The organism is Pseudobutyrivibrio sp. AR14 (assembly GCF_900101325.1).
Taxonomy (GTDB): Bacteria; Bacillota; Clostridia; order Lachnospirales; family Lachnospiraceae; genus Pseudobutyrivibrio.
In genome coordinates this window covers 202,773-229,228 of the sequence record NZ_FMUY01000005.1, presented here as the reverse complement: position 1 = coordinate 229,228, position 26,456 = coordinate 202,773, and the positions used below count along the sequence as shown (strand labels likewise).

Annotated in this window: 25 protein-coding genes; 21 read left to right on the top strand and 4 right to left on the bottom strand. The window is 37.3% G+C overall.

The features are described from left to right. Nucleotides 1-191 precede the first annotated feature (191 nt). Nucleotides 192-512 carry a putative heavy metal-binding protein gene (locus BLP50_RS06550; protein WP_090152834.1) on the top strand — a complete coding sequence of 107 codons (321 nt, stop codon included), beginning with the start codon at nt 192-194 and terminating at the stop codon, nt 510-512. A gap of 63 nt (nt 513-575) precedes the next feature. On the opposite strand, the gene BLP50_RS06545 is transcribed toward BLP50_RS06550, so the two are convergent. After that, on the bottom strand, nt 576-1,460 hold the full coding sequence (locus BLP50_RS06545) for a LysR family transcriptional regulator (protein WP_090152830.1): 885 nt from the start codon (nt 1,458-1,460) through the stop codon (nt 576-578). Nucleotides 1,461-1,680: 220 nt separating this feature from the next. Between BLP50_RS06545 and BLP50_RS06540 the strand changes: the two genes are divergently transcribed. The 6 genes from BLP50_RS06540 (at nt 1,681) to BLP50_RS06515 (ending at nt 8,524) form a co-directional block, all read left to right on the top strand. Continuing rightward, on the top strand, nt 1,681-1,920 hold the full coding sequence (locus tag BLP50_RS06540; RefSeq protein ID WP_090152827.1) for an acyl carrier protein: 240 nt from the start codon (nt 1,681-1,683) through the stop codon (nt 1,918-1,920). A 72-nt stretch (nt 1,921-1,992) separates the two neighbouring features. Next, nucleotides 1,993-3,282 carry a thiolase family protein gene (locus BLP50_RS06535; RefSeq protein ID WP_090152825.1) on the top strand — a complete coding sequence of 430 codons (1,290 nt, stop codon included), beginning with the start codon at nt 1,993-1,995 and terminating at the stop codon, nt 3,280-3,282. An 11-nt stretch (nt 3,283-3,293) separates the two neighbouring features. Next, complete coding sequence (locus tag BLP50_RS06530; RefSeq protein ID WP_090152822.1) at nt 3,294-3,734, top strand: Zn-ribbon domain-containing OB-fold protein; 441 nt, start codon at nt 3,294-3,296, stop codon at nt 3,732-3,734. 13 nt (nt 3,735-3,747) lie between these two features. Continuing rightward, entirely contained in the window at nt 3,748-5,715 is a 1,968-nt protein-coding gene (locus tag BLP50_RS06525) for an oxidoreductase (RefSeq protein WP_090152819.1), read from the top strand. Between the two features lie 14 nt (nt 5,716-5,729). Continuing rightward, the gene (locus tag BLP50_RS06520) at nt 5,730-6,986 is read left to right on the top strand and encodes an MFS transporter (RefSeq protein WP_090152816.1); all 1,257 of its coding nucleotides are present in this window, start codon (nt 5,730-5,732) and stop codon (nt 6,984-6,986) included. Then, nucleotides 6,983-8,524, top strand: coding sequence for a BglG family transcription antiterminator (locus BLP50_RS06515; protein ID WP_090152813.1), 1,542 nt, complete (start codon nt 6,983-6,985; stop codon nt 8,522-8,524). Before BLP50_RS06520 ends, BLP50_RS06515 begins: the two co-directional genes overlap by 4 nt. An 89-nt stretch (nt 8,525-8,613) precedes the next feature. Here BLP50_RS06515 and BLP50_RS06510 read toward each other — a convergent pair whose 3' ends face one another. Further along, a complete protein-coding gene (locus BLP50_RS06510) occupies nt 8,614-10,173 on the bottom strand; it encodes a xylulokinase (protein WP_090152860.1) in 1,560 nt (519 codons plus the stop codon). Nucleotides 10,174-10,363: 190 nt separating this feature from the next. Here BLP50_RS06510 and BLP50_RS06505 point away from each other — a divergent pair, with 190 nt between their 5' ends. The 6 genes from BLP50_RS06505 to BLP50_RS06480 all read left to right on the top strand — a co-directional run bounded on the left by BLP50_RS06505 (nt 10,364) and on the right by BLP50_RS06480 (nt 16,882). After that, nucleotides 10,364-11,512 carry an iron-containing alcohol dehydrogenase family protein gene (locus BLP50_RS06505; protein WP_090152811.1) on the top strand — a complete coding sequence of 383 codons (1,149 nt, stop codon included), beginning with the start codon at nt 10,364-10,366 and terminating at the stop codon, nt 11,510-11,512. A 40-nt stretch (nt 11,513-11,552) separates the two neighbouring features. Next, complete coding sequence (locus BLP50_RS06500; RefSeq protein WP_090152808.1) at nt 11,553-12,212, top strand: class II aldolase/adducin family protein; 660 nt, start codon at nt 11,553-11,555, stop codon at nt 12,210-12,212. Nucleotides 12,213-12,280: 68 nt separating this feature from the next. Beyond that, nucleotides 12,281-13,327, top strand: a complete 1,047-nt coding sequence (locus BLP50_RS06495; RefSeq protein WP_090152806.1) for a 2-hydroxyacid dehydrogenase — start codon at nt 12,281-12,283, stop codon at nt 13,325-13,327. A gap of 86 nt (nt 13,328-13,413) precedes the next feature. Then, nucleotides 13,414-14,244, top strand: coding sequence for a ThuA domain-containing protein (locus BLP50_RS06490; protein WP_090152804.1), 831 nt, complete (start codon nt 13,414-13,416; stop codon nt 14,242-14,244). A gap of 75 nt (nt 14,245-14,319) precedes the next feature. Next, nucleotides 14,320-15,573 carry an MFS transporter gene (locus BLP50_RS06485; protein ID WP_090152801.1) on the top strand — a complete coding sequence of 418 codons (1,254 nt, stop codon included), beginning with the start codon at nt 14,320-14,322 and terminating at the stop codon, nt 15,571-15,573. A 151-nt stretch (nt 15,574-15,724) separates the two neighbouring features. After that, nucleotides 15,725-16,882: an MFS transporter gene (locus tag BLP50_RS06480; protein ID WP_090152798.1), complete on the top strand. Its 1,158-nt coding sequence runs from the start codon at nt 15,725-15,727 to the stop codon at nt 16,880-16,882. A gap of 72 nt (nt 16,883-16,954) precedes the next feature. Here the strand turns inward: BLP50_RS06480 and BLP50_RS06475 are convergent, their stop codons facing one another. Both BLP50_RS06475 and BLP50_RS06470 read right to left on the bottom strand, forming a co-directional pair. Further along, nucleotides 16,955-17,722: a TraX family protein gene (locus BLP50_RS06475; RefSeq protein WP_090152795.1), complete on the bottom strand. Its 768-nt coding sequence runs from the start codon at nt 17,720-17,722 to the stop codon at nt 16,955-16,957. 47 nt (nt 17,723-17,769) lie between these two features. Continuing rightward, on the bottom strand, nt 17,770-18,666 hold the full coding sequence (locus BLP50_RS06470; protein WP_090152788.1) for a hypothetical protein: 897 nt from the start codon (nt 18,664-18,666) through the stop codon (nt 17,770-17,772). Between the two features lie 157 nt (nt 18,667-18,823). Here BLP50_RS06470 and BLP50_RS06465 point away from each other — a divergent pair, with 157 nt between their 5' ends. The 8 genes from BLP50_RS06465 (at nt 18,824) to csn2-St (ending at nt 26,325) form a co-directional block, all read left to right on the top strand. Continuing rightward, the gene (locus tag BLP50_RS06465) at nt 18,824-19,036 is read left to right on the top strand and encodes a hypothetical protein (protein WP_090152786.1); all 213 of its coding nucleotides are present in this window, start codon (nt 18,824-18,826) and stop codon (nt 19,034-19,036) included. A gap of 152 nt (nt 19,037-19,188) precedes the next feature. After that, entirely contained in the window at nt 19,189-19,659 is a 471-nt protein-coding gene (locus BLP50_RS06460; RefSeq protein ID WP_176753705.1) for a DUF2798 domain-containing protein, read from the top strand. A 118-nt stretch (nt 19,660-19,777) separates the two neighbouring features. Continuing rightward, nucleotides 19,778-23,092 carry a type II CRISPR RNA-guided endonuclease Cas9 gene (cas9, locus tag BLP50_RS06455; RefSeq protein ID WP_090152783.1) on the top strand — a complete coding sequence of 1,105 codons (3,315 nt, stop codon included), beginning with the start codon at nt 19,778-19,780 and terminating at the stop codon, nt 23,090-23,092. A 70-nt stretch (nt 23,093-23,162) separates the two neighbouring features. Continuing rightward, entirely contained in the window at nt 23,163-23,693 is a 531-nt protein-coding gene (locus BLP50_RS06450; protein WP_176753704.1) for a DUF3990 domain-containing protein, read from the top strand. Between the two features lie 13 nt (nt 23,694-23,706). After that, nucleotides 23,707-23,913 carry a hypothetical protein gene (locus BLP50_RS06445; protein ID WP_090152777.1) on the top strand — a complete coding sequence of 69 codons (207 nt, stop codon included), beginning with the start codon at nt 23,707-23,709 and terminating at the stop codon, nt 23,911-23,913. Nucleotides 23,914-24,108: 195 nt separating this feature from the next. After that, complete coding sequence (cas1, locus tag BLP50_RS06440; protein WP_090152773.1) at nt 24,109-25,017, top strand: type II CRISPR-associated endonuclease Cas1; 909 nt, start codon at nt 24,109-24,111, stop codon at nt 25,015-25,017. Beyond that, a complete protein-coding gene (gene cas2, locus BLP50_RS06435; RefSeq protein ID WP_090152771.1) occupies nt 25,007-25,330 on the top strand; it encodes a CRISPR-associated endonuclease Cas2 in 324 nt (107 codons plus the stop codon). The genes cas1 and cas2 overlap by 11 nt, the downstream gene beginning before the upstream one ends. Continuing rightward, nucleotides 25,327-26,325: a P-loop NTPase family protein gene (gene csn2-St, locus BLP50_RS06430; RefSeq protein WP_090152768.1), complete on the top strand. Its 999-nt coding sequence runs from the start codon at nt 25,327-25,329 to the stop codon at nt 26,323-26,325. Before cas2 ends, csn2-St begins: the two co-directional genes overlap by 4 nt. Nucleotides 26,326-26,456: the final 131 nt, after the last annotated feature.

Sequence of the window (26,456 nt, the reverse complement as noted above, 5' to 3'; positions counted from 1 at the left end):
TGTACTGCCTAGAAGAGAAAAAAGAAAATAGGCAGTAAGAGTTTTGAAAAAATGTACTGCCTAGAAAGAAAAAACAAAAATAGGCAGTATACACTTTTATAGCGAACTTCAGTGAGGTAGAATATTTTTATGTAGTATCTTCTATGGGATTTTTATAGGAGTTGAAATTAATTGAGAATTGGAGGGATTTTATGATATCTACAACAACACCTTCTATTGAAGGCAAGACAATTATTGAGTACAAGGGAATTGTATTTGGAGAAGTGGTAGCCGGAGTAAATGTTATAAAGGATTTTGCTGCTGGGCTATCTAATTTCTTCGGTGGTCGTTCAACTACCTATGAGGATGAATTGATTCAGGCAAGACAATCAGCTCTTGCTGAGATGGAGCAGAGAGCAGCACAGTTAGGAGCCAATGCAGTTGTTGGGGTAGATATAGATTATGAAGTACTAGGCTCAGACAACGGCATGCTTATGGTAACTGCATCAGGCACAGCAGTTGTAGTGCAATAGTGCTGCATATCTTTGCTTGGTGTAGATAGATGATTTGGGTGAAGCTAGATAGCTTAGCGGGTCTTATATGGCAAGGGCCTTCAGAGTATCTAGGTATGCTTTCACTTGTGGATGGGTGCATTTGGATGGGTTCCAGATTGCTACAAAATGGGAAGCAAAATCCATTTTATAAGATACATGATTTTTGGAATCAAGTATTGATTGCCATCCGTTTGCTACAGAAAAGCAGCGTCCGGATCTGAGGAATAATCCTACGGAGTCCATGCTGTCTAGATACATTACTTCAACTGGCATTTCGCCTAGTAGTTTTTTTATATTGCCAAAGAAAGTATTCTTTAGCTTGTCTGGTAAATTTTTAGGCAAGAAAAGAGTGGTATTTCTAATTGAATCAAAATCAGGAGCATCTGGGTTTTTAAAACCTGGGTGCTTTTTATTTGCAACGAGATAATAAGAAATTGGATTTTGGGTTAGTTGCATCGTCTTACAACCAGAATGTTTTTGTGCCTCTTCGGCTCGACAAATAAGCACTTCTCCATTATCTAGAACGTTTGAAAAATCAGATGGTTCTATGAAGTTGGTGAAGTGATGAAAATTAGGATGGGAGTCCATAAAAGATGCTGTGGCATCTACGTATTCGTCAGGAATGCTAGTTCCTCTGGCAAAATTAATAATAAGAGGACTTGAGATTATCTTTGAGGAAATGGAATTCATAGTATCCTCATATACACTTTTGCATTTCTTTAAACCCTTATAGTAAATAGCACCAGCTTCTGTAAGGGTGATATTTTTCTTAATAGAACGATCAAAGAGCTTTACATTCAGCTCATCTTCCAATGAATTTATATGACGAGTAACCGCAGGTTGTGATATGAAAAGCTCCTCTGCGGTTTTGGTATAGTTTAGGTTTTCTGCTAGCTTAAGAAAGCATGTTAAGTCTTGTATTGTCATATTTACCCCCACTTACAGCGTAAAAACACAGCCACTTTAAATTGCCTGCGGCAAGGCTGTGTTGTGGTACATGATAATTCCGTCCCATATTGGGAAAATTATGTATGGTTATTATAACATTTTTGTTATATCAAAACCAGTATAGGTATTAGAAGAGTGGTGGAGTGAAATATAAAATTATAGACAGAAAATAACTTAACTAATTAGAGGAGGTTTTATTATGACACGAGAGGAATTAGTAGCAAATTTAATTAATTATGCATCACTTGCATTCAAGGTAGACGCATCGACACTTTCTGAGGATACAAATCTTAATGAGCTTGGTACATCCTCAGTTCAGCGTGTAGCTATGTCTGCATCAATTGAAAATGAGTACGATGTAATGATTCCAGTTGCAAGATTTGGTCAGTTTGAAACAATTGGAAAGCTTGCTGATTTCGTAATGGAAGAGGCGGAGTAATATTTCAAATCGATTGATGTAAAAATTGTAAGGCCAGAGGCCTTTGGCAAATTATCTGAAGGGAATAGATTAATGGTTAACAATGTAAAATTAGGTAAAAATTTAAGGAGTGTTTCCATAGTAGGAATCGGTGCTACTCCTTTTATGAATCTTATAAAAAATGATACTTATCATGGACTTACTAATGGTGAACTTTTTGGACATGCAGCTTTGGATGCAATGAAGGATGCCCATATTGAGCCAAGGGATGTTCAGTATTTCTTCCATGGCTCAGCAAATCCACATGTACTTAACAACTGCATCACACCAAATGTGCAGGTGGCAGATTGGTTTGGAATGAGAGGAAAGGGTTCACTTTCTCATTCAGAAGGATGCTGTACAGGATATATTGCACTAGAAGAAGCTGTATTTGCAGTAGCATCTGGCGCATACGATATTGTACTTTCAGGCGCTTGCGATATGGGTACAGGTATGCCAGACGGCAATACACCTGATCACATGAGAGTGGAGCTTTCGACAGAGGTTCTCTTTCCAGATTTGGATTCGATTTTTGATAGAGCATATGGACGCTATTTAGGTGGTGGTCCAGGAATGAACCATGATGACTGGATTAACCTATATGCTCATGAGAACAACTTGACACCAGATCAGGTGGATGATGTTCTCAATCATCAGTCTTATCACATGAGACGTGCTGGCGCACTTTGCCCAAGAGCAGTTCGCAGAACTACATTCGATGAGATGGCAAAAGAGGCTGGATATGATGATGTTTGGGAGTACATGAAGAGCCCTCACAATCCAAAGATGACTCAGTATTTAAGAACAAGCTCAGACTCATGTGTTGCAGATGGTGCAGCAGCATGTATAGTTGTTCCTACTGAGATTGCACATGAATTTACAGACAAGCCAGTTGAAGTACTTGCAACAGGTGCATCAGTTTTGGATGCTATTGTTCCTCATCTTGAGAAAAAGGCTACAGCAGAGGCAGCTCGTCAGGTATTTGAGGCAACTGGACTTACAGCAGATGACATGGATCTTGTAATGGTAAATGACTTCATCGGCTCGTCAGCATTCCTTGCAGCAGAGGAAATTGGATATCTTCCAAAGGGTGAGGGCTGGAAATATGTATTAGATGGCCGCACAGCTTTTGATGGCGATAAGCCTATAAATACAAATGGTGGTCGTACTTCATATGGTCATGCCTTTGGTGCATCTGGTATGGCAGATGTATTTGAGGCTGTTACTCAGATGCGTGGCGAGGCAGGACTTCGTCAGGTAAAGAAACTTCCAAAGCATGTATTCTTACGTGGATTTGGTGGAGCACAAAATGTTAGATGTTCAATTCTTAGAGCAGGATTTTAAGGAGGTTTACCATGGATAACAACAACACAATTAAAACAGAAGACTTCTGGAATCCTGAGCATATAGTTGAAAAATTCTGGAATGGTCTTGCTGAGGGGAAAATATATGGAAGAAAGTGCAAGGAGTGTGGTGCAATAGAATTTCCTCCACACCTTGCATGTAACGAATGTGGATATCATGAGACAGAGTGGACACAGCTTAGCGGAAAAGGAATGTTAAAAAGCTTTGTTTTCACAGGTATACTAAATGCCCGTCTCGAGCTTGAAGACAGAGGATTAAAGTATGTTTGTGGAGAGGTTCAGCTGGAGGAAGGTCCAGCTATTAATGCAGTAATTCTTGGCGTATCAAAGAAAAAGGGAAGAGAGATTGAGTCAAAACTTCCACTTCCTGTAAAGCCAGTATTTTTTGATATGGGAAGATATACAACACTTTTCTTTGAGCTTGATGAATAGGATGGTGTAGCTTATGTCAAAAAGATTTCCAGGAAAAGATTTATATCCAAATTTGTTTTCGTCTTTACGAATTGGAAATTTAAAATTAAAGAATAGAATAATTGCGGCCCCTACAAGCCCTAGCATGATTACAACAGAGGGATTGTTTACACCTGAGATGGCTGCGTATTTAGAGGAAAAAGCATTGGGTGGCTGCGCTGTGGTAACGTACGGCGAGGCTATCCCACATTCTAAAACAGGTAAGAGCCATAACAAACAGCTTCAGCTTGATGCTTTTGGTGTGCGTCAGGGACTGACAGAGTCTTCCCGAATGATTCACAATGCGGGAGGTCTTGCTAATATTCAGCTTTCTCACGGTGGTATGTATGGAGGACTTGCATCAGTTGGTGGAGACATAGGAAAAGATGGAAAGGCCTATGGACCTAGCGAGATGGATATGCCGGCAGGTCATGTCTATGAGATGCCTAAGGAATTAATATACGAGATTATAGAGTCCTACGGTAAGGCAGCAAAACTGTGTAAGGATGTGGGCTACGACATGGTTCAGGTCCATGCAGCCCATGGCTGGCTTTTTAATCAGTTTATGTCACCACTTTTCAACCACAGAACAGACGAATTTGGTGGTTCCCTTGAAAATAGGGTGAGATTTCTATCCCTTACCCTTGATGAGGTTAGAAAAAATGTTGGGCCAACTGTGGCCATAGAGCTTCGTATGAATGGAGATGATTTCCAGGAGGGGGGACTTACCCTTTCAGACTATGTGGAAATAGCAAAGATGATTGAGGATAAAGTTGATATGTTCAACATCTCTTGCGGAAATCATGAGGACCCAGCGATGTTTTGCAGAACACATCCTAGTTCATTTTTCCAAAGAGGTGTAAATGTTTATCTTTCTGCAGAAATTAAAAAGCATGTAAATAAGCCAGTGGCCTGTGTAGGCTCACTTAATGACCCTGCACAGATGGAAGAAATAATTGCCACAGGACAGGCAGACATGGTTGAAATTGGTAGAGCTCTTGTGGCTGATCCATATTTACCAAAGAAGGCACTTGAGGGAAGAGCAGATGACATCAGTCCTTGCTTAAGATGCTATGAATGCTTTGGTGCAACGGGACAGCTTGAGATGATTAAATGTACTGTGAACCCAACTCAAGGTCAGCAGCTAGAAGAAAAATACGGTGTACCTGCCCCAGAGTTCAAAAAGAAAATCTTGGTTGTAGGCGGTGGCCCTGCAGGAATGGAAGCTGCAATAACAGCGGCGAATCGCGGTCACGATGTAACTCTTGTTGAAAAAGAAAATCGTTTAGGTGGAAATCTTCATCCAGCTGGTGCAGCTTATTTTAAGGAAGATATTAAAAAGCTTTGCCAATGTCTCGAGAAACGTGTTGAAAAAGCGGGAGTCAAGGTAATTCTTAACACTGAGGTGGACCAATATTATGTAGAGGGATTTGCGCCTGATGCACTTTTTGTGGCAATTGGTTCAAATGAGCTTAGGCCTCCAATTAAGGGAATCGATGGTGACAATGTAATTATGGCCATCGATGCTGAGCTCCAACCAGAAAAGCTAGGTAAAAAAGTGGCAATTATGGGTGGCGGATTAGTAGGTGCAGAGGCAGCTTGTTCATTTGCAAAAGAAGGTCATGAAGTTTCAATCATTGAGATGAAACCAGATGTGGCAATGGAGGTCAACTCCTTCTACAGAGGAGGTCTGATGCCACATGTACAAGAAAGTGCTGAGATATTCGTAAATACGAAGGTAACAGAGATAACAGAAAAGGGCGTTATGGTAGAAAATGCTGATGGCAGCTTTTTAGTTGAAGCCGATTCGGTGGTATGCGCTCTAGGATTTAGACCAAAGACAAAAGAAGTGGATGAGCTCTGCGAGAAAGTAGATGAGTACTACATAATCGGTGATTGCAATCGCGTAGCTATGATTTATCAAGCAATGGACGCAGGCTATCACGCTGCTAGAAGGGTATAGACTAGAAGGATATTATGAAGAGCAATAAATACAATTTTAGTAAAAAACATTGGGGGATAATATTTCTTTGCTATCTGCTATTTATGATTGCTACGGCAGTTACCACAGATTCTGAGAATGTTATTCTTCCAAAGCTTGCAGCACAAAACAACTGGGATTACAGTGTTGTACTTACGCTAGCTACTGTAGCTGGCGTAAGCACAGTTGTGGGCAATATATTATTAGGAAAATTATGCGAAAAGCGTGGTGGTAAATTTTCCATTCTATTCGGAATAATTGCATCAGCTTTTTTCGTATTTTTATATGGAACATCAAAGAGCCTGCCTGTATTTGTTATAGGATTAATCGGTACTATTTGCTGCGGTCAGTCCATATCTTTTTTTGGAGCCAATTCAATTATTGCAAATTGGTTTCCTACAAAAAAAGGTCTTGCCATGGGATTTGTCACAGTAGGTCCACCTACATCCACAATTGTGATGGTTTCAGTCTTGAATATGATCATCAATAAAAATGGTGTAAATGGTGGAATCTATACCATTTGCATAGCATTGTTAGTAATGGCAATAGTATGTGTTCTCACAATCAAAAACACACCGGAAGAGGTGGGATGTACACCGGACAATCTGCCTGTGGAAAAAACAGTTGTTAATGAAAAATATAAGATAAATATTAGCGACGATAGTAATAAGACAGTTTTAACAACTGGAGAGATTCTTAAAAATAGGGATTTTTGGGCTATTCTATTTATAGTTAGCATCAGTAATATGTGTCTTACAGGGCTTATGGCTCAGTGGCTTGTGAGATATACAAGCAGCGGATTTCCTGAGGCAAAAGCTGCGACTCTTATGTCTATTTGCGCAATTGTAGGTATATTTGGAAGCATATTTGCAGGTTATGTGGAAAACAAGCTTGGAACAAAAAAGGCCTATGCTGTTCTGGCAGCTGTTTTTGCTACAGCATTTATTTTGAATGTCTCAAACATACTTCCACTTATGTACATATCAGTTCCTATGTTTGGAATGTGCATTACACTTTTCCAAATATTTATGCCTGCATTTGAAATAACAGTTTTTGGTAGGGACAATTTTAAAAAAGTTAACGGAATGATTTTTCCTATCGCCTGTATGTCAGGACAGGCAGCATTTATAGTGATAGCTGCATGTATCCGGGCATTCGGTGAGGTTAGATTTTCATATATCGTATTTGCGATATTACTTTTGATTACTATTATGTTGGCATTGACGCTTAGAGCAGGTGAGGAAGAGAAATGATGAACTTATCCTCTAGAGAAAAGAAAATTCTTTCCCTTTTAAACTCTACACATGGAATAGTTACAGGCAAGGAGCTATCTACAAAGCTCAGTGTCAGCGAAAGAACTATTCGAAGTGACATAAGCGATATTAACTCGCTTTTGGAGCCATTTGAAATAAAGATAGATGCTGTCCACAGAAAGGGCTACAGGCTTAGTGTAAAAGACCGTGTAGCCCTTGTTGGCATCTTTTCTCAGGAGCAAAGCTACATCACAAAGGAAGATAGAATAAGTACCTTACTGTTGAAGCTTCTTCGAAGTGATGGTTGGTTTGATTTAGGAAATCTAGAGGATGAAATGTTTGTCAGCAGCACTACTCTGGAGAAGGATATAAAGGCCCTCAAAAGGCAAATTTCTGAGCAGCATCCTCATATTCAAATATTAAGAAAAGACAACAAGATACGCTTAGAGGATGATGAGAGAAAAAAGAGGGATCTTTTGACTAGATTCTATGCTAAAAACTGGGATTACGATTCAAAAGATGGCATAGTTTTTAAGGAAATGGAATTTGGTAATAGTTTGTTAGTGGAAGTCCAGCAGCTGGTGAAACAGAGATTAAATGAGTCTGGGGTACACCTAGATGATTTTGCTTTCATCTATTTAACTATTGCAATTTCAGTTATGTTTTTTAGAGTAAAATCTGGATATACCGTAAATACGGATTTACTAAATAGTTCAAAGGATTCACCCGCAGATGATATTATTTCAGATGATTATAAAATTGACGAGGACATTAGATGTATTTTAGATCAATTAGCGGATATTGGAGATACGACATTTGATATTGGCGAATATATTTACATATCCCAGATTAAAAATCAGCTGGAGTTTCTATGTTTAAAAACATACTCAAAGAATTATGTTTTGACTAATACAAATGTGGTTTGTCACATGATTGTAAATGATTTATTGCAAAATATTTTTGATGAGTTTGGAATGGATTTCACAGAAGATGACAAACTGTTTATTGATTTGACAAGACATGTACAGGCGTTGATTAGTGGAATTGTGGCACCACACACTCAGAATCATTTGTTTGGATATGAGCTGAGAAAGAAGCATGCTATTTTGGCAGATATAGCAAGCTTTATGCGAAAGAAATTATCGAAAAAATGCGAGATAGAGCTAGGAATAGAAGAGGAAGATTATCTGCTTCCATTTTTAGTTTTATCTGAGGAGGCCTTGTACAGAAGACGTCGAGGCCAGGGAATTCAAGTGGCTGTTATTAGTCACTATAATGAGAGCATCACCCATTATTTAATGGAGACCTTGAAACAAAAATATGGAGGATATTTTAAATTTTATGGACCATACGCTCAGTACAATAAAGAGCTAATAGAATCGGATGTGAAATTCATTTTGACCACGGTGAAAATCGATGGATTTAGTGATTTGTTTCATGTACCATCCCTAGTGATTTCGCCCTTATTAACAGAAATAGATGAAGGTAATATCAATAGATACTTGGAAGATTTCAAAAAGGAATATTTGATAAAATAGTTTTCTCTTTATGAATAAGTGAATAGGTTTATACAAAGTAAAAACAGACCTAAATCAATTTAGATGAGGGTCTGTTTTTTATGGGTTTATTATAATTTAGCGATGGTTTGCTGTAGGTTAGCTAAATCTCCATCCAAATCCTGATATATTTTCTTGTAGTATGGATATAGCTGGTCGTAGGCTTTTTCCCATTCAGGGACAGGTTCTATGACCTCTTTTATTTTCACCATTTTTCTGACTGCTTCTGATAATTCAGGGTATATTCCAACTGCATGACCTGCTAGAAGAATGTCACCAAATGGCACATCACCAGAGATGTCGTCTAGCACGTAAACTGGCATGTGAAGCATGGATGCTTTTATTTTGTTCCAGGTTTTACTTTTTGAGCCACCACCAGTGATCCTTAAATTTTCAGCAATACCACCGGCATCCTTTATTGCGTCCATAACATGTCGTAGGGCAAATGCTGTTCCCTCGAAAATTGAGCGAATTATTTGAGCTCTATCTGTTGTCAGATTCAGTCCAATAAACATACCTCTAGCGTGGGAATTCCAAAGGGGAGCACGCTCGCCGCCTGCCATGTAAGGAAAGAAAAATAATCCGTCGGCACCAGGATTAATTTTCATGGCAACTTTGTTCATGTAGTCATAAATGTTTTTCCCGGCTTCGATGGAACTTGCTATATCTGCTTCGCCCATTTGTTCCACATACCATCTGATTGCAGCACCGGTGGTGCCAATAGGACCATCATATACAAATGGCATTGTTTCAAGTCCGACTGGGCGGGTTACAACTGGCACATCACAGGCACTAGCCTGTGGGGCACTAGCAAATATAAGTGATGAAGTTCCAGCACTTTCTCCTGCATCTCCTAGCTTACTGAGGCCTATTGCATACATGGAGGCCATGGCATCTGAGCATCCGGCAACAACAGGTGTGCCTTCCCAAAGACCTGTTTGCGCGGCCGCTTCCTTTGTAACGTAACCGATGATGTCGGTGCATTTTTTTACTGGTGGCATAATATCAGAAAGCGTTACCCCGATAACATCGCCAATTTCATCTGCCCATTCTAAGGTGGAAAGATTCATAAGTTGGGTGCGGCTTGCTGTATCAATATCGATAGTAAGCTGTCCGGTAAGTCTATAGTTAAGATAGCTATTTGCCTGCATGATTGTAGCAGTCTTTTCGAAAACCTCAGGCATATTTCTCTTTAACCAAAGAAGCTTGCCAGGTAAAAATGCAACACTTGGCTGGCCACCAACTATGCTAACAAATTTATCGAAACCAATTTTTTCTGTGATTTCGTTTGTTTCCTTTACGCTTCGTCCATCGGCATAGATGATTGCGTTGTGGACGGGATTACCCTGCTCATCTAGTGGAAGAAGTGTAGGACATTGGGAACTGATTGAAATACCTTTTATATTTGATACAACATCATCACCTGCAAGGGCTGTCATATATTTTAGAATAGCTATTGTGCTTGTCCACCAAGCAGATGGATCTTGCTCTATCATGTTTTGTCCTGGAAAAATTTTTCCAAGGCTTCTTGACGCTGTGGCAATTAGATTGCCCTCAGCATCCATAATGTTTCCTTTGACATTTGTTGTTCCTAAATCAATGCCAAGGAGATAGGCTTTATCTTCTCTCATAGAAACCTCCCATAACATAAAAATTCTCCTATAATCTTTCTTTTCCTAAATTATGTAAAAAGAAAATTGACTATTCAATTTCGTAGATTTCCGTTAATTGGCGGAAAAAAGAAAATTGATGGGAGATACCTCCTAAGGGTAATGTGGACATAGAAAGCCGACAGGCAAGATATATCGGGAGGAGAAATAAATGGCTTACAGTTTTTTTGTGCATACAGATCTTACCTTTGGTAAAGATGCAGTTCAGGCATTACCAAAGATTGTAGAAAGGGAAGGACTAAAAAGAGTAATGGTAATTTACGATGCCGGAGTAAAGGCAGCGGGAATTGCCAAGAAGGTTCTTCAAGAACTGAATAAATTATCAGGTCTTACAGTTACTGTTTTTGATGGAGTGGAGCCAAATCCATCTAATGAGCTAGTAGAGAAAATATATGGAATAGCTAAGGCAGAAGAGGTTCAGGGCTTTGTAGCAATTGGTGGTGGTTCATCCATTGATTCGGCAAAGGCAGTAAATGTACTTATGACAAATGAGGGACCTATTGGTCAGTATGGTGGAATTGGCATGGTAAATAACACTGTTTTACCTCTAATTGCAATTCCAACTACAGCAGGAACCTCCAGCGAAATCACTAATGTTACTGCACTAACAGACACAAAGGCAGTTTGTAAATACGTAGTAATCGACAACAAGATTACACCTAAATACGTAATTGCGGATCCAGAATTTACACGAACAATGCCAAAGTCAGTTACGGCGGCAACTGGAATGGATGCTATCACTCACGCAGTAGAATCATATATTTCCAATATGTCAAATCCACTTACAAAATACAATTCACTGCAGGGATTAAAGATTTTCCATAGGAATCTTAAAAAGGCTGTGGAAAATGGTGATGATATGGAAGCTAGAGAGCAGATGATGCTGGGATGTATTATAACAGGCTTTGGATTTTCAAATGCAAATCTAGGATTTGTTCATGGAATCGCCCATACCTTAAGCGCGCATTTTGGCTTACCACACGGAATGGCAAATGCATGCGTGCTGCCATATGTAATGGCATACAATGCCCCTTGCTGCAAGGCAGAAATGATTGAGCTTGCTAAGGCAATTGACATACCAATGACTGGAAATGAGGATGAGGATATTCTGGCGCTATCAAAGGAGCTTCTTAACATGACAAAGGCTCTTGGAATCAAGACACTTTCAGAACAGGGCATAAAAGAAAGCGATTTTGATATGTTGGCAGAAGATGTTTTGAAGGAGCCAGTATTAAATTTCAATCCACGTCAGGGAATTACAAAGGATGATATTATCTCGATTTTAAAGCAGGCATATTAGGTGACTGTTTTCAATTACATAGAAAAGGAAGGTAAAAATTATGAATTATGAAAAGACTAGACAGACAGTTTTAGAGGCGATTTTAGAGGCTGTTGAAAAGGGACTTATTAATGGTACATCAGGAAACATTTGCATGAGAACTCCTGAAGACAAAACTATTTGTTGCATAACACCATCTGGAATTTCCTACACAGGAATGACTGCTGAGGATATAGCGGTTGTAAAGATGCATGATGATGGAAAAAATGAGTGGATTGAAGGAAATTTCAAGCCATCATCTGAACTTCCAATGCACACAGCTGTCCTTAGAAGACGCCCAGAAATTAATGCAACAGTTCATACACACAGCATGTATGCAACAATTTGCGCTATGGGTGAAAACCCAGAGCTTCGCCCAATTACACCTCCACAGTGTGAATTTACACCAGTTGGAATTGTAAGCTTTACGATGCCAGGTTCAAACGAAGTGGCAGACAAGGTGGCAAATACCCTTGGTGACAATGGACTTGTTTGTCTCATTAAGAATCATGGTATGTTCTCATGCGGTGAGAACATGAAGCAGGCAATGCATGCAACAATTTACACAGAGGAAATGGCGCAGACAACAGTTATTGCAAAGACACTTGGAACATACGAGCCAATGTCAAAAGAAGCAGAAAAGGCAATGCAGGATTTAATTGCCGCAGATAAGGCTGTTTAAAAAGCAATCATGGATGTCTGGGTTTTCCTGTGGAGCGTAGAAAAAATAGGATATTAGGAGATTTTATAATGAAAAAATTAGCTTTATGTACTTCCCTTCCTGAAGGGGAGCTTGAAAAAATCAAAAAAGAGTGTGAGGTTACCATTTGCGGTGAATTAAAACACGGTAAAGGTAATGTTACAGAGGAAATGACTCGCGAAGAATGTATGGGAGCAGAAATCGTAGTTCTTGGTGATGAAGTTGCAGGTACAGACACTATTAACGCATGGATTGAGTCTGGTATGAAATTTATCGGTGTAGCAAAAGGCACACCAGTTACTGTGGACAATGATGCCCTTAAGGCAGCAGGAATTCCTCTTACATATACACCAGGAAGAAATGCAGTTGCAGTTGCAGAGTATTGCATAGGCATGATGATTGCGTCAACACGTTTCATGACAAGAGCTGTAGCAGGTCTTTTGATGGGAGAGCATTTAGGACCAGCTGTAGATGATATTTACAATGTTCCTGATGTAAAAAATGTAATATGGGGACCACTTGATGAGAATCACCCATACACAGATTACGGTATTGGATTTGAGCTTTATGGAAAGAAGCTAGGCCTTGCAGGATATGGCGCAATTGGCCGAGAAGTTGCAAAGAGAGCAATGGCATTTGGCATGGAAATATTAGCATACGATCCTTATCTTGATGCAAAGGTAATTGAGGAGACAGGAGCAAAAGCAGTTGACTTAGATACAATGCTTGCTCAGGCAGATATTGTCAGCATCCATCTTCCTGTTGTGCCTTCAACAAGGGGAATAGTAAACAAAGACTGGTTCAATAAAATGAAGCCTACTGCATTTGTGATTAATACAGCACGTGCTGCTGTTATTGACCAAAAGGATTTTGTGGAGGCCCTTGAAAACAAGACTATTGCAGGCGCGGCAGTGGATGTATATTGGCAGGAGCCTGTTCCAGCAAATCACCCACTTCTTAAGATGAAAAATGTACTCTGTTCACCTCATTTTGCTGGTCTTACAACAGATGTAGACGGATGGTCAGGTCGCAAGATGGCTGAAAACGTAAATGCGTATTTGGCTGGTGCAGCGTTGCCATACGTGTGGAACAAATAAGAACATGTCTGTAGCTAACAAGCTCTGATATTTTTGCTGATAAATAAACAGGCTTGTTAGTGTAGCAGATAAGATATGAGGTATTTATGGAAAAGTTAAATATTTTATTTGTGACAGGTCTTGTTACAGCGGAGCATCAGGGCCGTGCTATTGCTAGTAGGATTAGAGAGCTCCTTGAGGCTACTGGAAGATTTAATGTAGTTATTACTGAGGAATTTAGAAACATTACTCATGAGTATTTAGAACCTTACGATGCTCTATTTATTAATTATGATGGTAAGCTCTGGCCAACTGAACATGCTAGACGTTTTGGGGAGCAGAGTGAGGCTGCTGTGTATGATTTTGTATCAAAGGGAAAGGGCGTTGTGTTTTATCACTCTACAATTTGGGTGGACCCAGATTGGCCTGATGAGTGGAGAAAACTCCTTGGTGGATACTGTGCTATGGATAAGGGCTGCAGACGTGTTCCAAAGGATGATCACTTTGTTGAAATCATGGATAAGAATAGCCCTATTACTAAGGACATTGATGCTAAATGGATGAATGTTTTTGATGATTTATTTACACAGGTGATTGTGCATCCAGAGGCAAAAATGCATGTATTAGCATCGATTTTTGATGATGTGGAGAACTATAAAGTTCCAGGTTGGCCACCAAAGCATCATCCAGTAGATATACCTGATGGAAAACTTGAGAATATGCCAGGTGTAAATGAATATACTCCAGTAATTTGGACTAATGAATATGGAAAAGGTCGAGTTTTTGTTTCATCTATCGGACATTGGGAGGCACTTGATAGATTTAACTTTATCACTATGCTTGTCCGTGGAACTGAATGGGCTGCATCAGGAAAAGTAACACTTGAGCGTCCTAACAGGGAAGGGGATAACCGGCTGAAACTTTTCCCATATTATTAATTGATAAGTAATGCCACTAAAGAAGTAATTCTAGGTGGCATTTCTTAAATAAAATAACATGGAGGGTTTTTTGTTATGGAGAAAAAGAAAGGATTTGGAAAAGGCTGGCTGTTGATTATCTACGGGTTTTTAGGATATTTCACAGCGACAGCAGTAGGTAGTGCCATGAATGCAGCCGCAGGAACTCTTGCGGAGCTAAGAGGTTGGCAGGCAGCGGTTCTGACAAGTTTGATTTCTCTGGGAAGCTTAGCAAATATTGTTGCTTGCTTCGTGCTTGGAAAACTTGCAGCAAGGCGTTCAGCAAAAACACTTAGCATCATTTGTTTTGCAATCTATGTTGTAGTAATGGTAGGTTTAGGCCTCACTACAAATTTAGCTGTGTTTGCTATTTGTCTCATTCTTGCAAATGGTATTTCCTGTGGTATTGGTTATCAACTTGGACCAGTAATGTTTTCAAAGTGGTTTCCTAAGAGAAAGGGAATTGTCATGGGAATAGTTACAATGGGAATTCCACTTTGTGCTGGTGTTGCCACAATGATCTATCAGAGAGGATATGAGGCAGGAGGTTCACTTGGCGGTTTCACGCCATTTATCGCAATTGCGATAGTTGCCTGTCTGTTACTTTGTCTATTTATAAAGGAAAATCCTGCTGATGCAGGCTATACTCCTGATAATGGTGTGGAAGTTGAGGGAGAATCAGAGCAGAAAGTGAATGTGGAAAGTATCTGGACTACATCAAAACTTCTAAAGACTCCACAAGTATGGGCACACAGCATTGCTTTAGGTTTTCAGTTATTATTTGCATCGGGACTTATGGTGCAACTGTTTCCACGACTTCTTGAGATTGGATTTGACCCAGGTACAGCCGGTGTGATGATGCTTGCCTCCGGTTTGCTTGCTCTTCCAGGCTCTTATTTATGTGGTGTTATTGACTCAAAAATTGGCGCAAGAAAAGCTGCAATTACTTCATATGTATTTGGAATGATTGCAATGGCGGCAAATCTTACAGGCACAACTGTAGGCGTATGGATTTCACTTGTTTGCATTGGTATGGTTGTAGGTGGAGCAGCTAACTGGCCAGCATCACTTTGTGTAGAGGAGTTTGGTGAAAGCTTTGCAAATGGATACGGAATTATTCAGCCAATGATTCAGTGTGTGGGAGCTGTAGGACCAGCTTTCTTTGCGCTTTTCTATGGCCTTACAGGAAGCTATAGAATTCCATATATCTGTGGTGGAATTCTTATGCTTGTGGGATTATTGATTTATCTTCTTGTCTGCAAACCTGGTTTTGTAAAAGAAGAGGAAGCTAGGCTAGCTTTGAAAAGATAATAGTATAATGATTGCAAAAAGCAGGTTATCAATTAGATGACCTGCTTTTTTATTGCAATAAAAGATAAAGTTACAGAAATCATTTAAGTATTCTATATGGGCCATTCCAATTAAAATTGTCATAGTAATAAATGAAGTAGGAGGAGTAACTATGAATAAACTAAAAATAAAAATTGGAATAATGTCACTTTGTTCAGTGGCTTTATCATATATGGCCTTGTCGCCAATTATAGCAAGCATTGGAGCAGATTTTACAGGGGTTGATGAGACTCTGGTGCAAATGGTCTTTACACTGCCTAGCCTTTTGTTTATCATCGGCTCACCTCTAAGTGGAATTGCTATGAGTTATATAAATAAAAAGACCATAGCCTTGTTTTCCCTAAGCTGTTACTTGGTAGGTGGACTTTTTCCATTCTTTTTCAATTCCAGTATATGGTTACTTTTAGTGGGAAGCTTGATAATAGGTGTAGGCACAGGTTTTTTGATGCCACTTATCAATGGTTTTATAGTCCAATATTTTGATAAAAATGACAGGGCCCCACTTATGGGAATGAACGCCATATTTACAGCTCTTGGAGCCCTTACATTTATATTTATAGGCGGGCAGTTATCTAGATTTGGATGGAGATATACTTATCTTGCATTTGCACTTGTGATTGGCATAATTGCAGTAGCAGGTATTTGTCTTCCAAATGGTGAACCTCAGAGGGCTGAGGGCAGCGAGAAAGCTGGAAAAGCTAGTGCTTTTGAAATGAATCTATATATATTGGGATTATTTGTAATTGGATTTATTTATTTTGTAGTACAGAATGCATTTAACACCAATTCATCCGCATATGTGATAAATGTATTGGGAAAGGATGCGGCTATGGCAAGCCTAGTTACTATGATTAACACAATAGGAGGCATCATTGGAGGAATGAGCTTTAGCCGTATTGCATATAGGGCAAAGAGCCAAATCGAGACAATTACTCTAGCAGTAATAGCGGTGGGATTTTTTATTACATTTTTTATTCCTAGTACCGTAGCATTTTTTGCTGGCAGTTTTTTGATTGGTTATGGATTCGCCATTTTTAATGCAGCTGGTTCATATTTGCTTTCTTACAATACAAGACCAGAGACTAACGCATTTACGGTATCGGTATATTTGGCATTGATAAATTTTGGTGCTGCAATTTCTCCTATTGTGGTTAATGCTTGTACAGGATTTATGGGAGAAGGAATCCAAAATAAATTTTTATTCGTGGGTATCGTAATTACGATAATTGGTGTGGGTTCTTACTTGTTAAATGCAAAGAAGGACAATTAGAATCTAAATGCAAAATAAAACCCCTAGTTAATCAGGATAAAATGATTAACTAGGGGTTGTTTTTTAGTAAACTTATGACAATTTAAAAACAACATCTAATATTGCAATCACCCACAGGTGAAGAGGATAGAAAACATAGAAGAACCACTTGCTAAAAGCAGTTTTTCTGCCCTCTTGGCCGTTGTATAGAAAGATGAAAGGAACAACCAATAAAGTCATCCAATCACTGTTAAAACAGAACATTTGGAAGCTGTTTTGTATTCCTGCAAATCCACCGTAAAAGACAAAGAACATAAGAAAGCTGTAGATGATAGTTGCAATGGCCAGCTTTGCCTTACTATCATGGAAGAAGTAAGCAAACAAGATGAATGGAATCAGTTGGATTCCACCTTCTAGCATGATAAAGGCACCAAATGGTAAAGGAATAAATAAGACGAGAGCAACTAAAGTTATGAGAATAGCCGCGCCTCTTAGTAAAAGTTTTTTTCCAGTCGCCTCAGTATTCTTTGCAATTTCAAAAAGCCATATGATGGTAAATCCAAAAGCAAGTGTTAGGAAAATGTTATCCGGAATACCATCGCCATCAAAAATTTTGTATGAGATTATGCTTCCGACTTGTGTGATAATTGCAGCAATCCAAAGTCGAGCACAATATTTACCTCTGGATTTAGTGTGGAAAAATCCATCAACCATAAGCCAAGCAAATAGTGGTGAAACAAATCGTGTTATAGGATGCACAATTGGGCTTAAAAGGGAGGAATTGCGTAGCCATAAATTATCAAGAACCATAAATACAAGCGCAATATTTTTCAATTGAGCTCTGTTTAAACCAAATTTCATAACATTACCTCCTTTGAACTTCTAAATTAATCTACAAAGTTTAATATCTAGCTAGCATAAGCTACATTGGTGAACAAATCGTACTCGCTTACACCGTCTACGTAAAAGACTTCAATACCATCTTCCTCCTTAGAGCTGTAGATGAGGTATCCTAAAAACTCATCATTCTCATCAGAAAAACCGATGCAATTTTGTCCTAGAATACAAGGATAAATTTTATCTCCTGCCTTAGCTGATTTTGGCTCCTCACCGGATTCATCGTAAAATGTAATATCCTGTTTCAGTTCAAGTCCGGTTGGGTTTGTGATTTTAGGATGTTTTTCGGCAGTCCAAAGGCCGGTCTTATCATAATAAAATTGATTAGAAGTAATCCATGTACCAAAGACGTCTACAACCTCTCCTAATAAGAGATTGTTATCGGTAAATTCATAAACTTTATATCCATCTAAAGAGTCGATTTCCTTAAGCTCGCCATCTTCCCATCTGTACAAGATAGTCTGATAGGTACAACAAATTCCACTAAGAGAGGCAATTACATAATTGCCATCTTCAGCTTGAGAATAGTATGCCGATGCAAATTCGATGTCTGGATCTGTATTCTCATCTACGACGGATATAGTTTGATCCTTAATCTGAATGTCATAGTAGTATTTGTCTTCATCCTCTAAATAATTAGACTCAAAAGTGATTTCATCCATTTGGCCATCAGAATCAATATCTATCTCTTTAGGGCTATTTTCCTCTAATTGAAGAGAAAAGAAGTCTTGGTCTGGGGTGTCACTATCATCTGAATCTTCTTCATCAGTTGATGTGGCAGTTTCAGTTGTGGTCTGCGCTGGTGTATTTCCTGCCACCTCTGTGTTGTTTGGTTTGTTTTCCCCGCAAGAAGTAAGCATAGCTGCAGACAATGAAAGTGATATTAATAAATTTAATTCTCTTTTCATAACTACCTCCGTTTCAAAACATTAATTGTTTGTACAATAATATGCCAAATACTGTATTATGTCAAATAATACAGTTTGTAGACTAGAATGTTACAGATAAAAATGTCATAATAAGCTAAGGTAAATTGATGCAAAATTTAAATAAAGGGGGCTAATTATGAATAAAGAATTTCTTGAAGAACGTGAATTTAAAAAATTGCTGGCAGCAAAGAAATATAAGATTTATTTCCAAGAAGAAAGTGACTGCGTTATTGCTGAAACTGAAGTGGGAGATGTAGTTATCGCCTTCAGTGAGTATGAATATTACTCTATGAACCCGGAGGAAATCGAGCAAAAAATATATGAGGGAATAAAATCTCGGAGTAAATAAAAAACTTACACAGACAAAAAAATTCTGCTATAATCCCTACTTGTGTTAAAAATATAGAAGATGTACGCAGGTATCATTGGAAACGCACACCCTTGTGGTGATAACGAACAACACGCTGAAGTCTTCTCTGGTTTTATGAAAGGAGAAACAACGTGTTACCACAGAATAAGTTTCAAGAAGTTATTTTTACAATGTTTATGGCTTTTGTCATGGTGTATGCAATGATTTGCTACAATATCTCACTTAATGTTGGAGGATTAAAGAATTTTGTTTTTCTCGCTGCATTTAAGGAGATGATAGTCATGTGGCCTATTGCCGTAGTATTAGAATTGCTTTTTGTTGGCAAGCTGGCACAGAAGCTTGCATTTAGATTCGTCACACCAGGCAAGGACCCAATTATAATGATGATTCTTGCAATTTCTACAATGTCAGTTTGCCTCATGTGTCCGCTTATGAGTTTGACAGCAACAATTCTTTTTAAGAATGCTGGAACTGAGATTGTGGCTGTATGGCTTCAGACTACAGCTATGAATTTTCTAGTAGCTCTCTGTTGGCAGATTTTCTTTGCGGGTCCATTTGTTAGAAATGTTTTTGGCTTTTTTGTAAAGAAGAAAAATAAGTAGTATAGTAAATACAGTATTTAGATGATAGATTTCGTCTGAATACTGTTTTTTTATGTCTATTTCCTGGAGGAAAATATATAATAGAACCAGAATTGATTATATGGGAGGTTTTTTTAGTATGGGAGTTACATTTGGTCTTGATTTAGGAATAGCATCTGTAGGATGGGCTGTAGTTAATGACGATTATGAGGTTTTGGAGTCATGTTCGAATATTTTCCCGGCTGCGGAAGCATCTCAAAATGCTGAGAGGAGAGATTTTAGACAAGGTCGTAGATTAACAAGACGTCGTAGGACAAGGATAAATGATTTTAAAAAACTTTGGAGTAAATATGGATTTACCATTCCAAAGGATGATCTAAATGATGTTCTTGAAATAAAAAATAAAGGACTATTAGAAAAGCTATCAGAAGATGAGGTGTATTATGTACTCCTGTATAGCTTGAAGCATAGAGGAATCTCATATTTAGATGATGCTGATGACGGTAGTAACTCATCTGATTACGGAAAGAGTATTGCTAGAAATGAACAAGAATTAAAGGATAAACTTCCTTGTCAGATTCAACTAGAACGTCTTCAAAAGTATGGTGCATATAGGGGTAACATCATCATTAAAGAGGGTGATGAGCAGGTTACTCTCAGAAATATATTTACCACTTCTGCTTACAAAAAGGAAGCAGAGGCTTTTATTGATGCTCAAATATCTTTTAATGCTAAGTTTGGTGGCAAATTTAAAGAAGAATATCTTGAGATTTTTTCTAGAAAAAGAGAATACTATGAAGGTCCGGGAAATGAGCTCTCTCGAACCGATTATGGCAAGTACACTACTGAGTTAGATGTAAATGGAAATTATATTACGGTAGATAATATTTTTGACAAGCTAATCGGTAAATGTAGTGTTAATCATGAAGAAAAACGTGCAGCGGGCGCTTCCTATACCGCCCAAGAGTTTAACGTTCTTAATGATCTAAATAATCTAAAGATTGAATCCGAATCCGATTTTGTAGAAGCAGGTAAATTGACGGAAAACGCTAAGCGACAGATTGTTGAAAGAATAAAAATTGCAAAGGCTGTCAATGTTCCAAATATTATTAAGGATGTTATAAAAGATAAGAAATGCCAGATTTCAGGTGCGCGAATAGATAAGAATGAGAAAGAGATTTATCATTCTTTCGAAGTATACAATAAATTGCGAAGGGCTCTCGAAGATATTGATGTTGATATTACTGCGTACTATAGAGAAGAGTTAGATGATATAGGAGATATTCTAACTCTTAATACAGATAGAGAATCTATCCTAAAAGCTATTAAGAGAAAAGGAATGGATTTATCAGATGAAATTGTTGATTGTCTAATCAAAGTTAGAAAAGCTAATGGTTCTTTGTTTAGTAAATGGCAATCATTCGGATATACCATTATGAGAGAATTGATTCCCGAATTATATGCTCAGCCAAAGAATCAGATGGAACTTCTTACAGCTATGGGTGTATTTAAATCTAGCGATGAGAAGTTCGCTGATTATAAAGAGATTCCAGCAGATATAATTACAGAAGAAATATATAATCCGGTAGTTTCTAAAACTGTGAGAATAACAGTGAGGATTTTAAATGCTCTTATAAAAAAGTATGGTTATCCAGATAGAATAGTAATCGAAATGCCAAGGGACAAAAATTCTGATGAAGAAAAAGCTCGAATTGGCAAGGAACAACGTTTAAATGAAAACGAATTAAAAGACATCAAGGCAAAAGTGAAGGCTGAGTATGGACGGGAGATAACTGACCAAGACTTTAGGCAACATAAACAACTGTCGCTTAAACTAAAGCTATGGAATGAACAGGGGGGAGTTTGTCCGTATTCTGGCAAACCTATCAGAATAGATGATTTGATTAACAACAATGATATGTTTGAAGTGGATCATATAATACCTCTTTCTATTTCTTATGATGATAGTAGATCAAATAAGGTCCTTGTGTATGCTACTGAAAATCAAAATAAAGGAAATAGGACTCCTTATGAGTACTTAATCAATTTGAACCGAGATTGGGATTTTGATAATTATATGGATTTTGTGCTTAGGACCTATAAGGATGCTAGCAAGCGCAAGAAAAAGGAAAATCTATTATTTGCTGAAGATATAACTAGAATTGATGTTTTACAGGGATTTGTTAATAGAAATATTAACGATACTCGTTATGCATCAAAGGTTGTTTTGAACTCTTTGCAGCAGTATTTCAAAAAAAGAGAGTGCAATACTAAGATTAAGGTCATTAGAGGTAGTTTTACCCATCAAATGCGTGTTAATCTTAAGCTTAATAAGAATAGAGATGAGTCTTATGTGCACCATGCAGTAGATGCAATGTTAATTGCTTTTTCCCAGATGGGATATGATTCTTGGAGAAAACTGACAGAGCAGTTTATTGATTTTGAAGATGGTGAATATATAGATAAGGCAGCCTTTGAGAAGTTGCTTATGAGTGATGAGGCATACAAAAATGCCTTATATCAGTCAAAATGGATGAAGATTAAGGGCAACATTGAGAATGCTGCAGAGAAGAATAAATATTGGTATCAAGTAAATAAGAAATGTAATAGGGCACTCTGTAATCAGACAGTATATGGCACGCGAGAGTTAGAGGGGAAAGTATGCAAAATTAACAAGCTTGATATTAGAACAGATGATGGTGTTAAAAAGTTTAAAGGCATAGTAGAAAAGAAACCTGAAAGATTTCTTATGTGTCGAAACGACCCAAAGACTTTTGAACTATTGATGGATATTTGGAAAAATTATTCTGATGCGAAAAATCCATTTTTGGAGTATGAACGAGAAAATAACGATACTATTAGGAAATACTCAAAGAAAGGAAATGGTCCTAAAATCACTTATTTGAAGTATGAGGATGGTGAAGTAGGAAGTTGCATTGATATTTCTCATAAGTATGGATTTGAAAAGAATAGTAGGAAAGTAATATTAGATTCTTTGAATCCATATAGAATGGATGTCTATTATAAAGCGGATGAACAAAAGTATTACCTTGTTGGAATAAAGCAAGCAGATATTAAGTGTGAAGGTAATAGTTTTGTAATTGATGAGGATAAATATGCCGAGGCTTTGGTAAATGAGAAAATGCTCAAATTAGGACAGAAGCGTTCTGATTTGCCGGGCCTAGGATACGAGTATCGTCTCACCTTCTATAAGGAAGATATTATTGAGTATGAGAAGGATGGCGAAATTTTTGTAGAAAGGCTGCTGTCTAGAACAAAACCTAATGTCAGAAATTATATAGAAACAAAGCCTGTTGAGGTAGCCGCTTTTAAAGATAGAAAGCAGGTTGGTCTTTCAAAGACTACACATATTAGAAAAATTACAACGGACATCCTTGGTAATCGCTTTTATGTGGATAAAATGAACTTTAGCTTAGTTGTTGGTAAGCAGTAAAGTGGCATATCTTTCGAAAAATAGTAAATGATGGTATAATATGATTAGAAATATGTTTTATAGGAGTATTATGGCATTAAAAATTCTTTATCATGGAACCGATATAGATAGTGCTAAGGATATTTGTTCAGCACAAAGTATTGACGTTTCCAGAGGGGCAAAGCATACTGATTTTGGTCAGGGGTTCTACTTGACTGATGATTTCGATAGAGCTTTAAAATGGGCTAAGCATAAGGCTAGTGTTAGAGGAAAAGCTCCTGCTGTTGTTACAGCAGAGGTTGATTTAGAAGCAGCAAAACCATTAATAGAATCATTTGATGATGATATTCGATGGGGTAGATTTATTATCAATAATAGAAATGGAATGAAATATATTAAGAGAGTTTCATTTCAGGATAATAATTTGGATGCCAGATATCCAATCACTTACGGAAGAATATCAGATATTGATGTGTTGGATGTTGCAAAAGAGCTTAATAAAAGCGGAATGATGCTTAGTTCCTTAAATAGAATTTTGAATAAGAAATACTCTATGCAATATGCTTTTCATACTGATGAAGCAGTTTCTTATATCAAAAAACTTAGTTATCAATCATTTTAAAAGGAGGTAAAAGATGGTTATTTCAAAAGAAAAAAAGCAAGCCTATATAGATGATGTTCAATCTGAGATGAAACGCCGTGGTTTTACCTCAGAGGAGATACCAGTAATAATCGGCAAGACTGGGTTTATGGACGCGATTGAACAATACCCTGAGGAACAATTACATTATGATGTTTCAGATGCGGTAGATGAGATAATTATGACAGCGGCTAGAAAATAAAAAGTGAATAAATGAATTATGTTATTGAAAAAATTGGTGTGGTGGAATATAGTATTCTTAGTAGAGGAAAAATTTCTAATCACTTAATTTTTTCGGACCTACTAAAATAAGGCTTTATGCCGAAACTAAGGACACCGACGGGTGTCCTTTTTCTTTATTAGGATGCTATATTAGTCGTTTTTATAGGAGGCGGATATGGCATTTCGAGTGGTTTTAATTGAGAGTGAATGTTCCGTTCATCTTAAATTAAATAATCTTCTCATTGATAAAGGGGAGGGAGAGATTTGGATTCCCCTTGATGACATTTCTATGATAGTTCTTGATAATCTGAAAATTGAAGTGACGGTTCGTCTTATGAGTACATTGGCGGAACACAACATTGGGGTTGTAATCTGCAATATGGACCATTTACCGATTGGCTTCTACAGTTCATACGATAATCATAGCCGAGTTTCAAAATGTATTGGATATCAAATTAATAAAGCTCAGGAATTCTATGATGCTTTTTGGAAAGCTATTGTGTATCAGAAAATTAGTAATCAAAAACAGGTGCTTGAAATATTGGGTAAAAGCGAAAATATAGATAAGCTCGAGAAACTTGTTTCTGAAATTAATGATGGCGATAAGACAAATAGAGAAGCACATGCGGCAAAAGTTTATTTTAATTCTCTAATGGGTACAACATTTTCACGTGGAAACGAGGATATACTTTTAAATTCGGGATTGGACTATGGATACACAATAATTCGTGCCTATATTGCTAGATTATGTGTGGGATACGGTTTGAATAGTCAATTAGGTATACATCATAAAAACGAGTTTAATAGGTTTAATCTTATTGATGATTTGATGGAACCAATAAGACCATTTATTGATTTATATGCTTATAAAATATTAGATGGTGAGAAGTATTTTAAGGTAGATCATAGGCGAAAACTTGTTAATTTTCTCAATCATAAAGTTCTATATATGGATAAAAAAATGTTTATTTCAAATATGATTGAAGAATATGTAGCACAATATGCAGCTATGTTAGCAGAAAAGAGAGACACAGTAGTTTTTCCGCAAATAATAAATTATTTAGGTGAAGAGGATGATAACTAAGTATATGAAAATGTTATGTATGTTTGATTTACCAGTTGATACGGCTGAGCAGCAAAGAGCATATAGAAAATTCAGGAAGGATATTATGTCCGAGGGTTTTATGATGATACAGTATTCAGTATACGCCAGGACTTGTCCCAATAGGCAATTTGCTCTGCAATTGGAGAAGCGATTACAAAAAATAATGCCTAAGGAAGGAAATGTAAGGCTTTTAACAGTTACAGAAAAACAATATGAAGATATGAAAATTATGGTAGGCAGCAAGAAGTTATCTGAAGAGGCTTTAAGCATTGAAAGGATGATTATCATATGAAACTAACGGTTAGAAATTGTAATGAAAAATACATATTATCATTTGGAAATGTGATGCAACTTTGTGGATGCAATATGCCGGTTAAAACAATTATTCTTGATTCGATATGTAAACATTTCTCTTCTGAAAAATATAAAGAATATGAGGAAAAATACATAGATAATATTGAGATTGATGGAGAAATTCCGGGAAGGAAACAATGGGAAAGCTATAGGATAAATTCAAAAGAAAGTATTATAAACTGTATACAATTAAATAAGAGTAGTATTTTAGGAAAATGTATAAAGGAGTACTCTGCAGGATTTGATTGTCAAAATGAACTTTTACAGATTGATGAAATTCTTTTGAGAATATTTGATAGACTTAATAAGATGATTCTCTCGGATGGCTTGATTGAACTACAGTATACACAGGAAGATTTATTTGGAATGATTCAGCAAACAACGGTTAGAACTACTGATGGAAGAGATATTCATGAATTAGAAATTGAAGATTTGTTAGACGTATTTCTAGAAATAATAGTTAAGCAACAGGAAATATTGCCTGAAAAGAGATTATATATTTTTGAAAACATAGATCATTTAGTAAGTAAACAATTATATGAATCATTTGTTGAAAGGTGTGCAAAGCTTACGAGAGAATCAAGCTTATGGTTTATATTTTCAACAAGTTTGGATGGATTTGTATATTTAGCAGAGGATTACTTTGAAAATATAAATATTATAGGTGATGATATATACAGTATGCCAGATTTTGAGAGGATAGTGGCTTTTATAAAGGAATATTATCCTGTTGAAAATAAATGGAATGGAGAAGATATAAAAAAGTTTTTGCCTAGGTTAATACAAAATATAGCTCAAAAGGATGTGTTGTTACAACCGGAAGAATTGGTTCTTTTAAAACTAATAAATGAATCAAATGGTATAAAGGAGAACTGGGAAAATGCCCCTAAAACCGCAGAAATACAATGCTTAAAAGCTGTGAGTGTGTTATAATAATTAGGGTGCTAGGAGCTAAAATGTTAATTAGATTTTTTATTCAACTGAATAGGAGACGTCCCATATATTGTATTGGAGAATCTAGATTTGACGTTTTAGTACCCGGAAAAATTAAGTGATTAGAAAAC

Bases quoted from the DNA above. Each gene is read 5' to 3' on its own strand.
- BLP50_RS06550 (WP_090152834.1), top strand. From the start codon at position 192: ATGATATCTACAACAACACCTTCTATTGAAGGCAAGACAATTATTGAG.
- BLP50_RS06545 (WP_090152830.1), bottom strand. From the start codon at position 1,460: ATGACAATACAAGACTTAACATGCTTTCTTAAGCTAGCAGAAAACCTA.
- BLP50_RS06540 (WP_090152827.1), top strand. From the start codon at position 1,681: ATGACACGAGAGGAATTAGTAGCAAATTTAATTAATTATGCATCACTT.
- BLP50_RS06535 (WP_090152825.1), top strand. From the start codon at position 1,993: ATGGTTAACAATGTAAAATTAGGTAAAAATTTAAGGAGTGTTTCCATA.
- BLP50_RS06530 (WP_090152822.1), top strand. From the start codon at position 3,294: ATGGATAACAACAACACAATTAAAACAGAAGACTTCTGGAATCCTGAG.
- BLP50_RS06525 (WP_090152819.1), top strand. From the start codon at position 3,748: ATGTCAAAAAGATTTCCAGGAAAAGATTTATATCCAAATTTGTTTTCG.
- BLP50_RS06520 (WP_090152816.1), top strand. From the start codon at position 5,730: ATGAAGAGCAATAAATACAATTTTAGTAAAAAACATTGGGGGATAATA.
- BLP50_RS06515 (WP_090152813.1), top strand. From the start codon at position 6,983: ATGATGAACTTATCCTCTAGAGAAAAGAAAATTCTTTCCCTTTTAAAC.
- BLP50_RS06510 (WP_090152860.1), bottom strand. From the start codon at position 10,173: ATGAGAGAAGATAAAGCCTATCTCCTTGGCATTGATTTAGGAACAACA.
- BLP50_RS06505 (WP_090152811.1), top strand. From the start codon at position 10,364: ATGGCTTACAGTTTTTTTGTGCATACAGATCTTACCTTTGGTAAAGAT.
- BLP50_RS06500 (WP_090152808.1), top strand. From the start codon at position 11,553: ATGAATTATGAAAAGACTAGACAGACAGTTTTAGAGGCGATTTTAGAG.
- BLP50_RS06495 (WP_090152806.1), top strand. From the start codon at position 12,281: ATGAAAAAATTAGCTTTATGTACTTCCCTTCCTGAAGGGGAGCTTGAA.
- BLP50_RS06490 (WP_090152804.1), top strand. From the start codon at position 13,414: ATGGAAAAGTTAAATATTTTATTTGTGACAGGTCTTGTTACAGCGGAG.
- BLP50_RS06485 (WP_090152801.1), top strand. From the start codon at position 14,320: ATGGAGAAAAAGAAAGGATTTGGAAAAGGCTGGCTGTTGATTATCTAC.
- BLP50_RS06480 (WP_090152798.1), top strand. From the start codon at position 15,725: ATGAATAAACTAAAAATAAAAATTGGAATAATGTCACTTTGTTCAGTG.
- BLP50_RS06475 (WP_090152795.1), bottom strand. From the start codon at position 17,722: ATGAAATTTGGTTTAAACAGAGCTCAATTGAAAAATATTGCGCTTGTA.
- BLP50_RS06470 (WP_090152788.1), bottom strand. From the start codon at position 18,666: ATGAAAAGAGAATTAAATTTATTAATATCACTTTCATTGTCTGCAGCT.
- BLP50_RS06465 (WP_090152786.1), top strand. From the start codon at position 18,824: ATGAATAAAGAATTTCTTGAAGAACGTGAATTTAAAAAATTGCTGGCA.
- cas9 (WP_090152783.1), top strand. From the start codon at position 19,778: ATGGGAGTTACATTTGGTCTTGATTTAGGAATAGCATCTGTAGGATGG.
- BLP50_RS06450 (WP_176753704.1), top strand. From the start codon at position 23,163: ATGGCATTAAAAATTCTTTATCATGGAACCGATATAGATAGTGCTAAG.
- BLP50_RS06445 (WP_090152777.1), top strand. From the start codon at position 23,707: ATGGTTATTTCAAAAGAAAAAAAGCAAGCCTATATAGATGATGTTCAA.
- cas1 (WP_090152773.1), top strand. From the start codon at position 24,109: ATGGCATTTCGAGTGGTTTTAATTGAGAGTGAATGTTCCGTTCATCTT.
- cas2 (WP_090152771.1), top strand. From the start codon at position 25,007: ATGATAACTAAGTATATGAAAATGTTATGTATGTTTGATTTACCAGTT.
- csn2-St (WP_090152768.1), top strand. From the start codon at position 25,327: ATGAAACTAACGGTTAGAAATTGTAATGAAAAATACATATTATCATTT.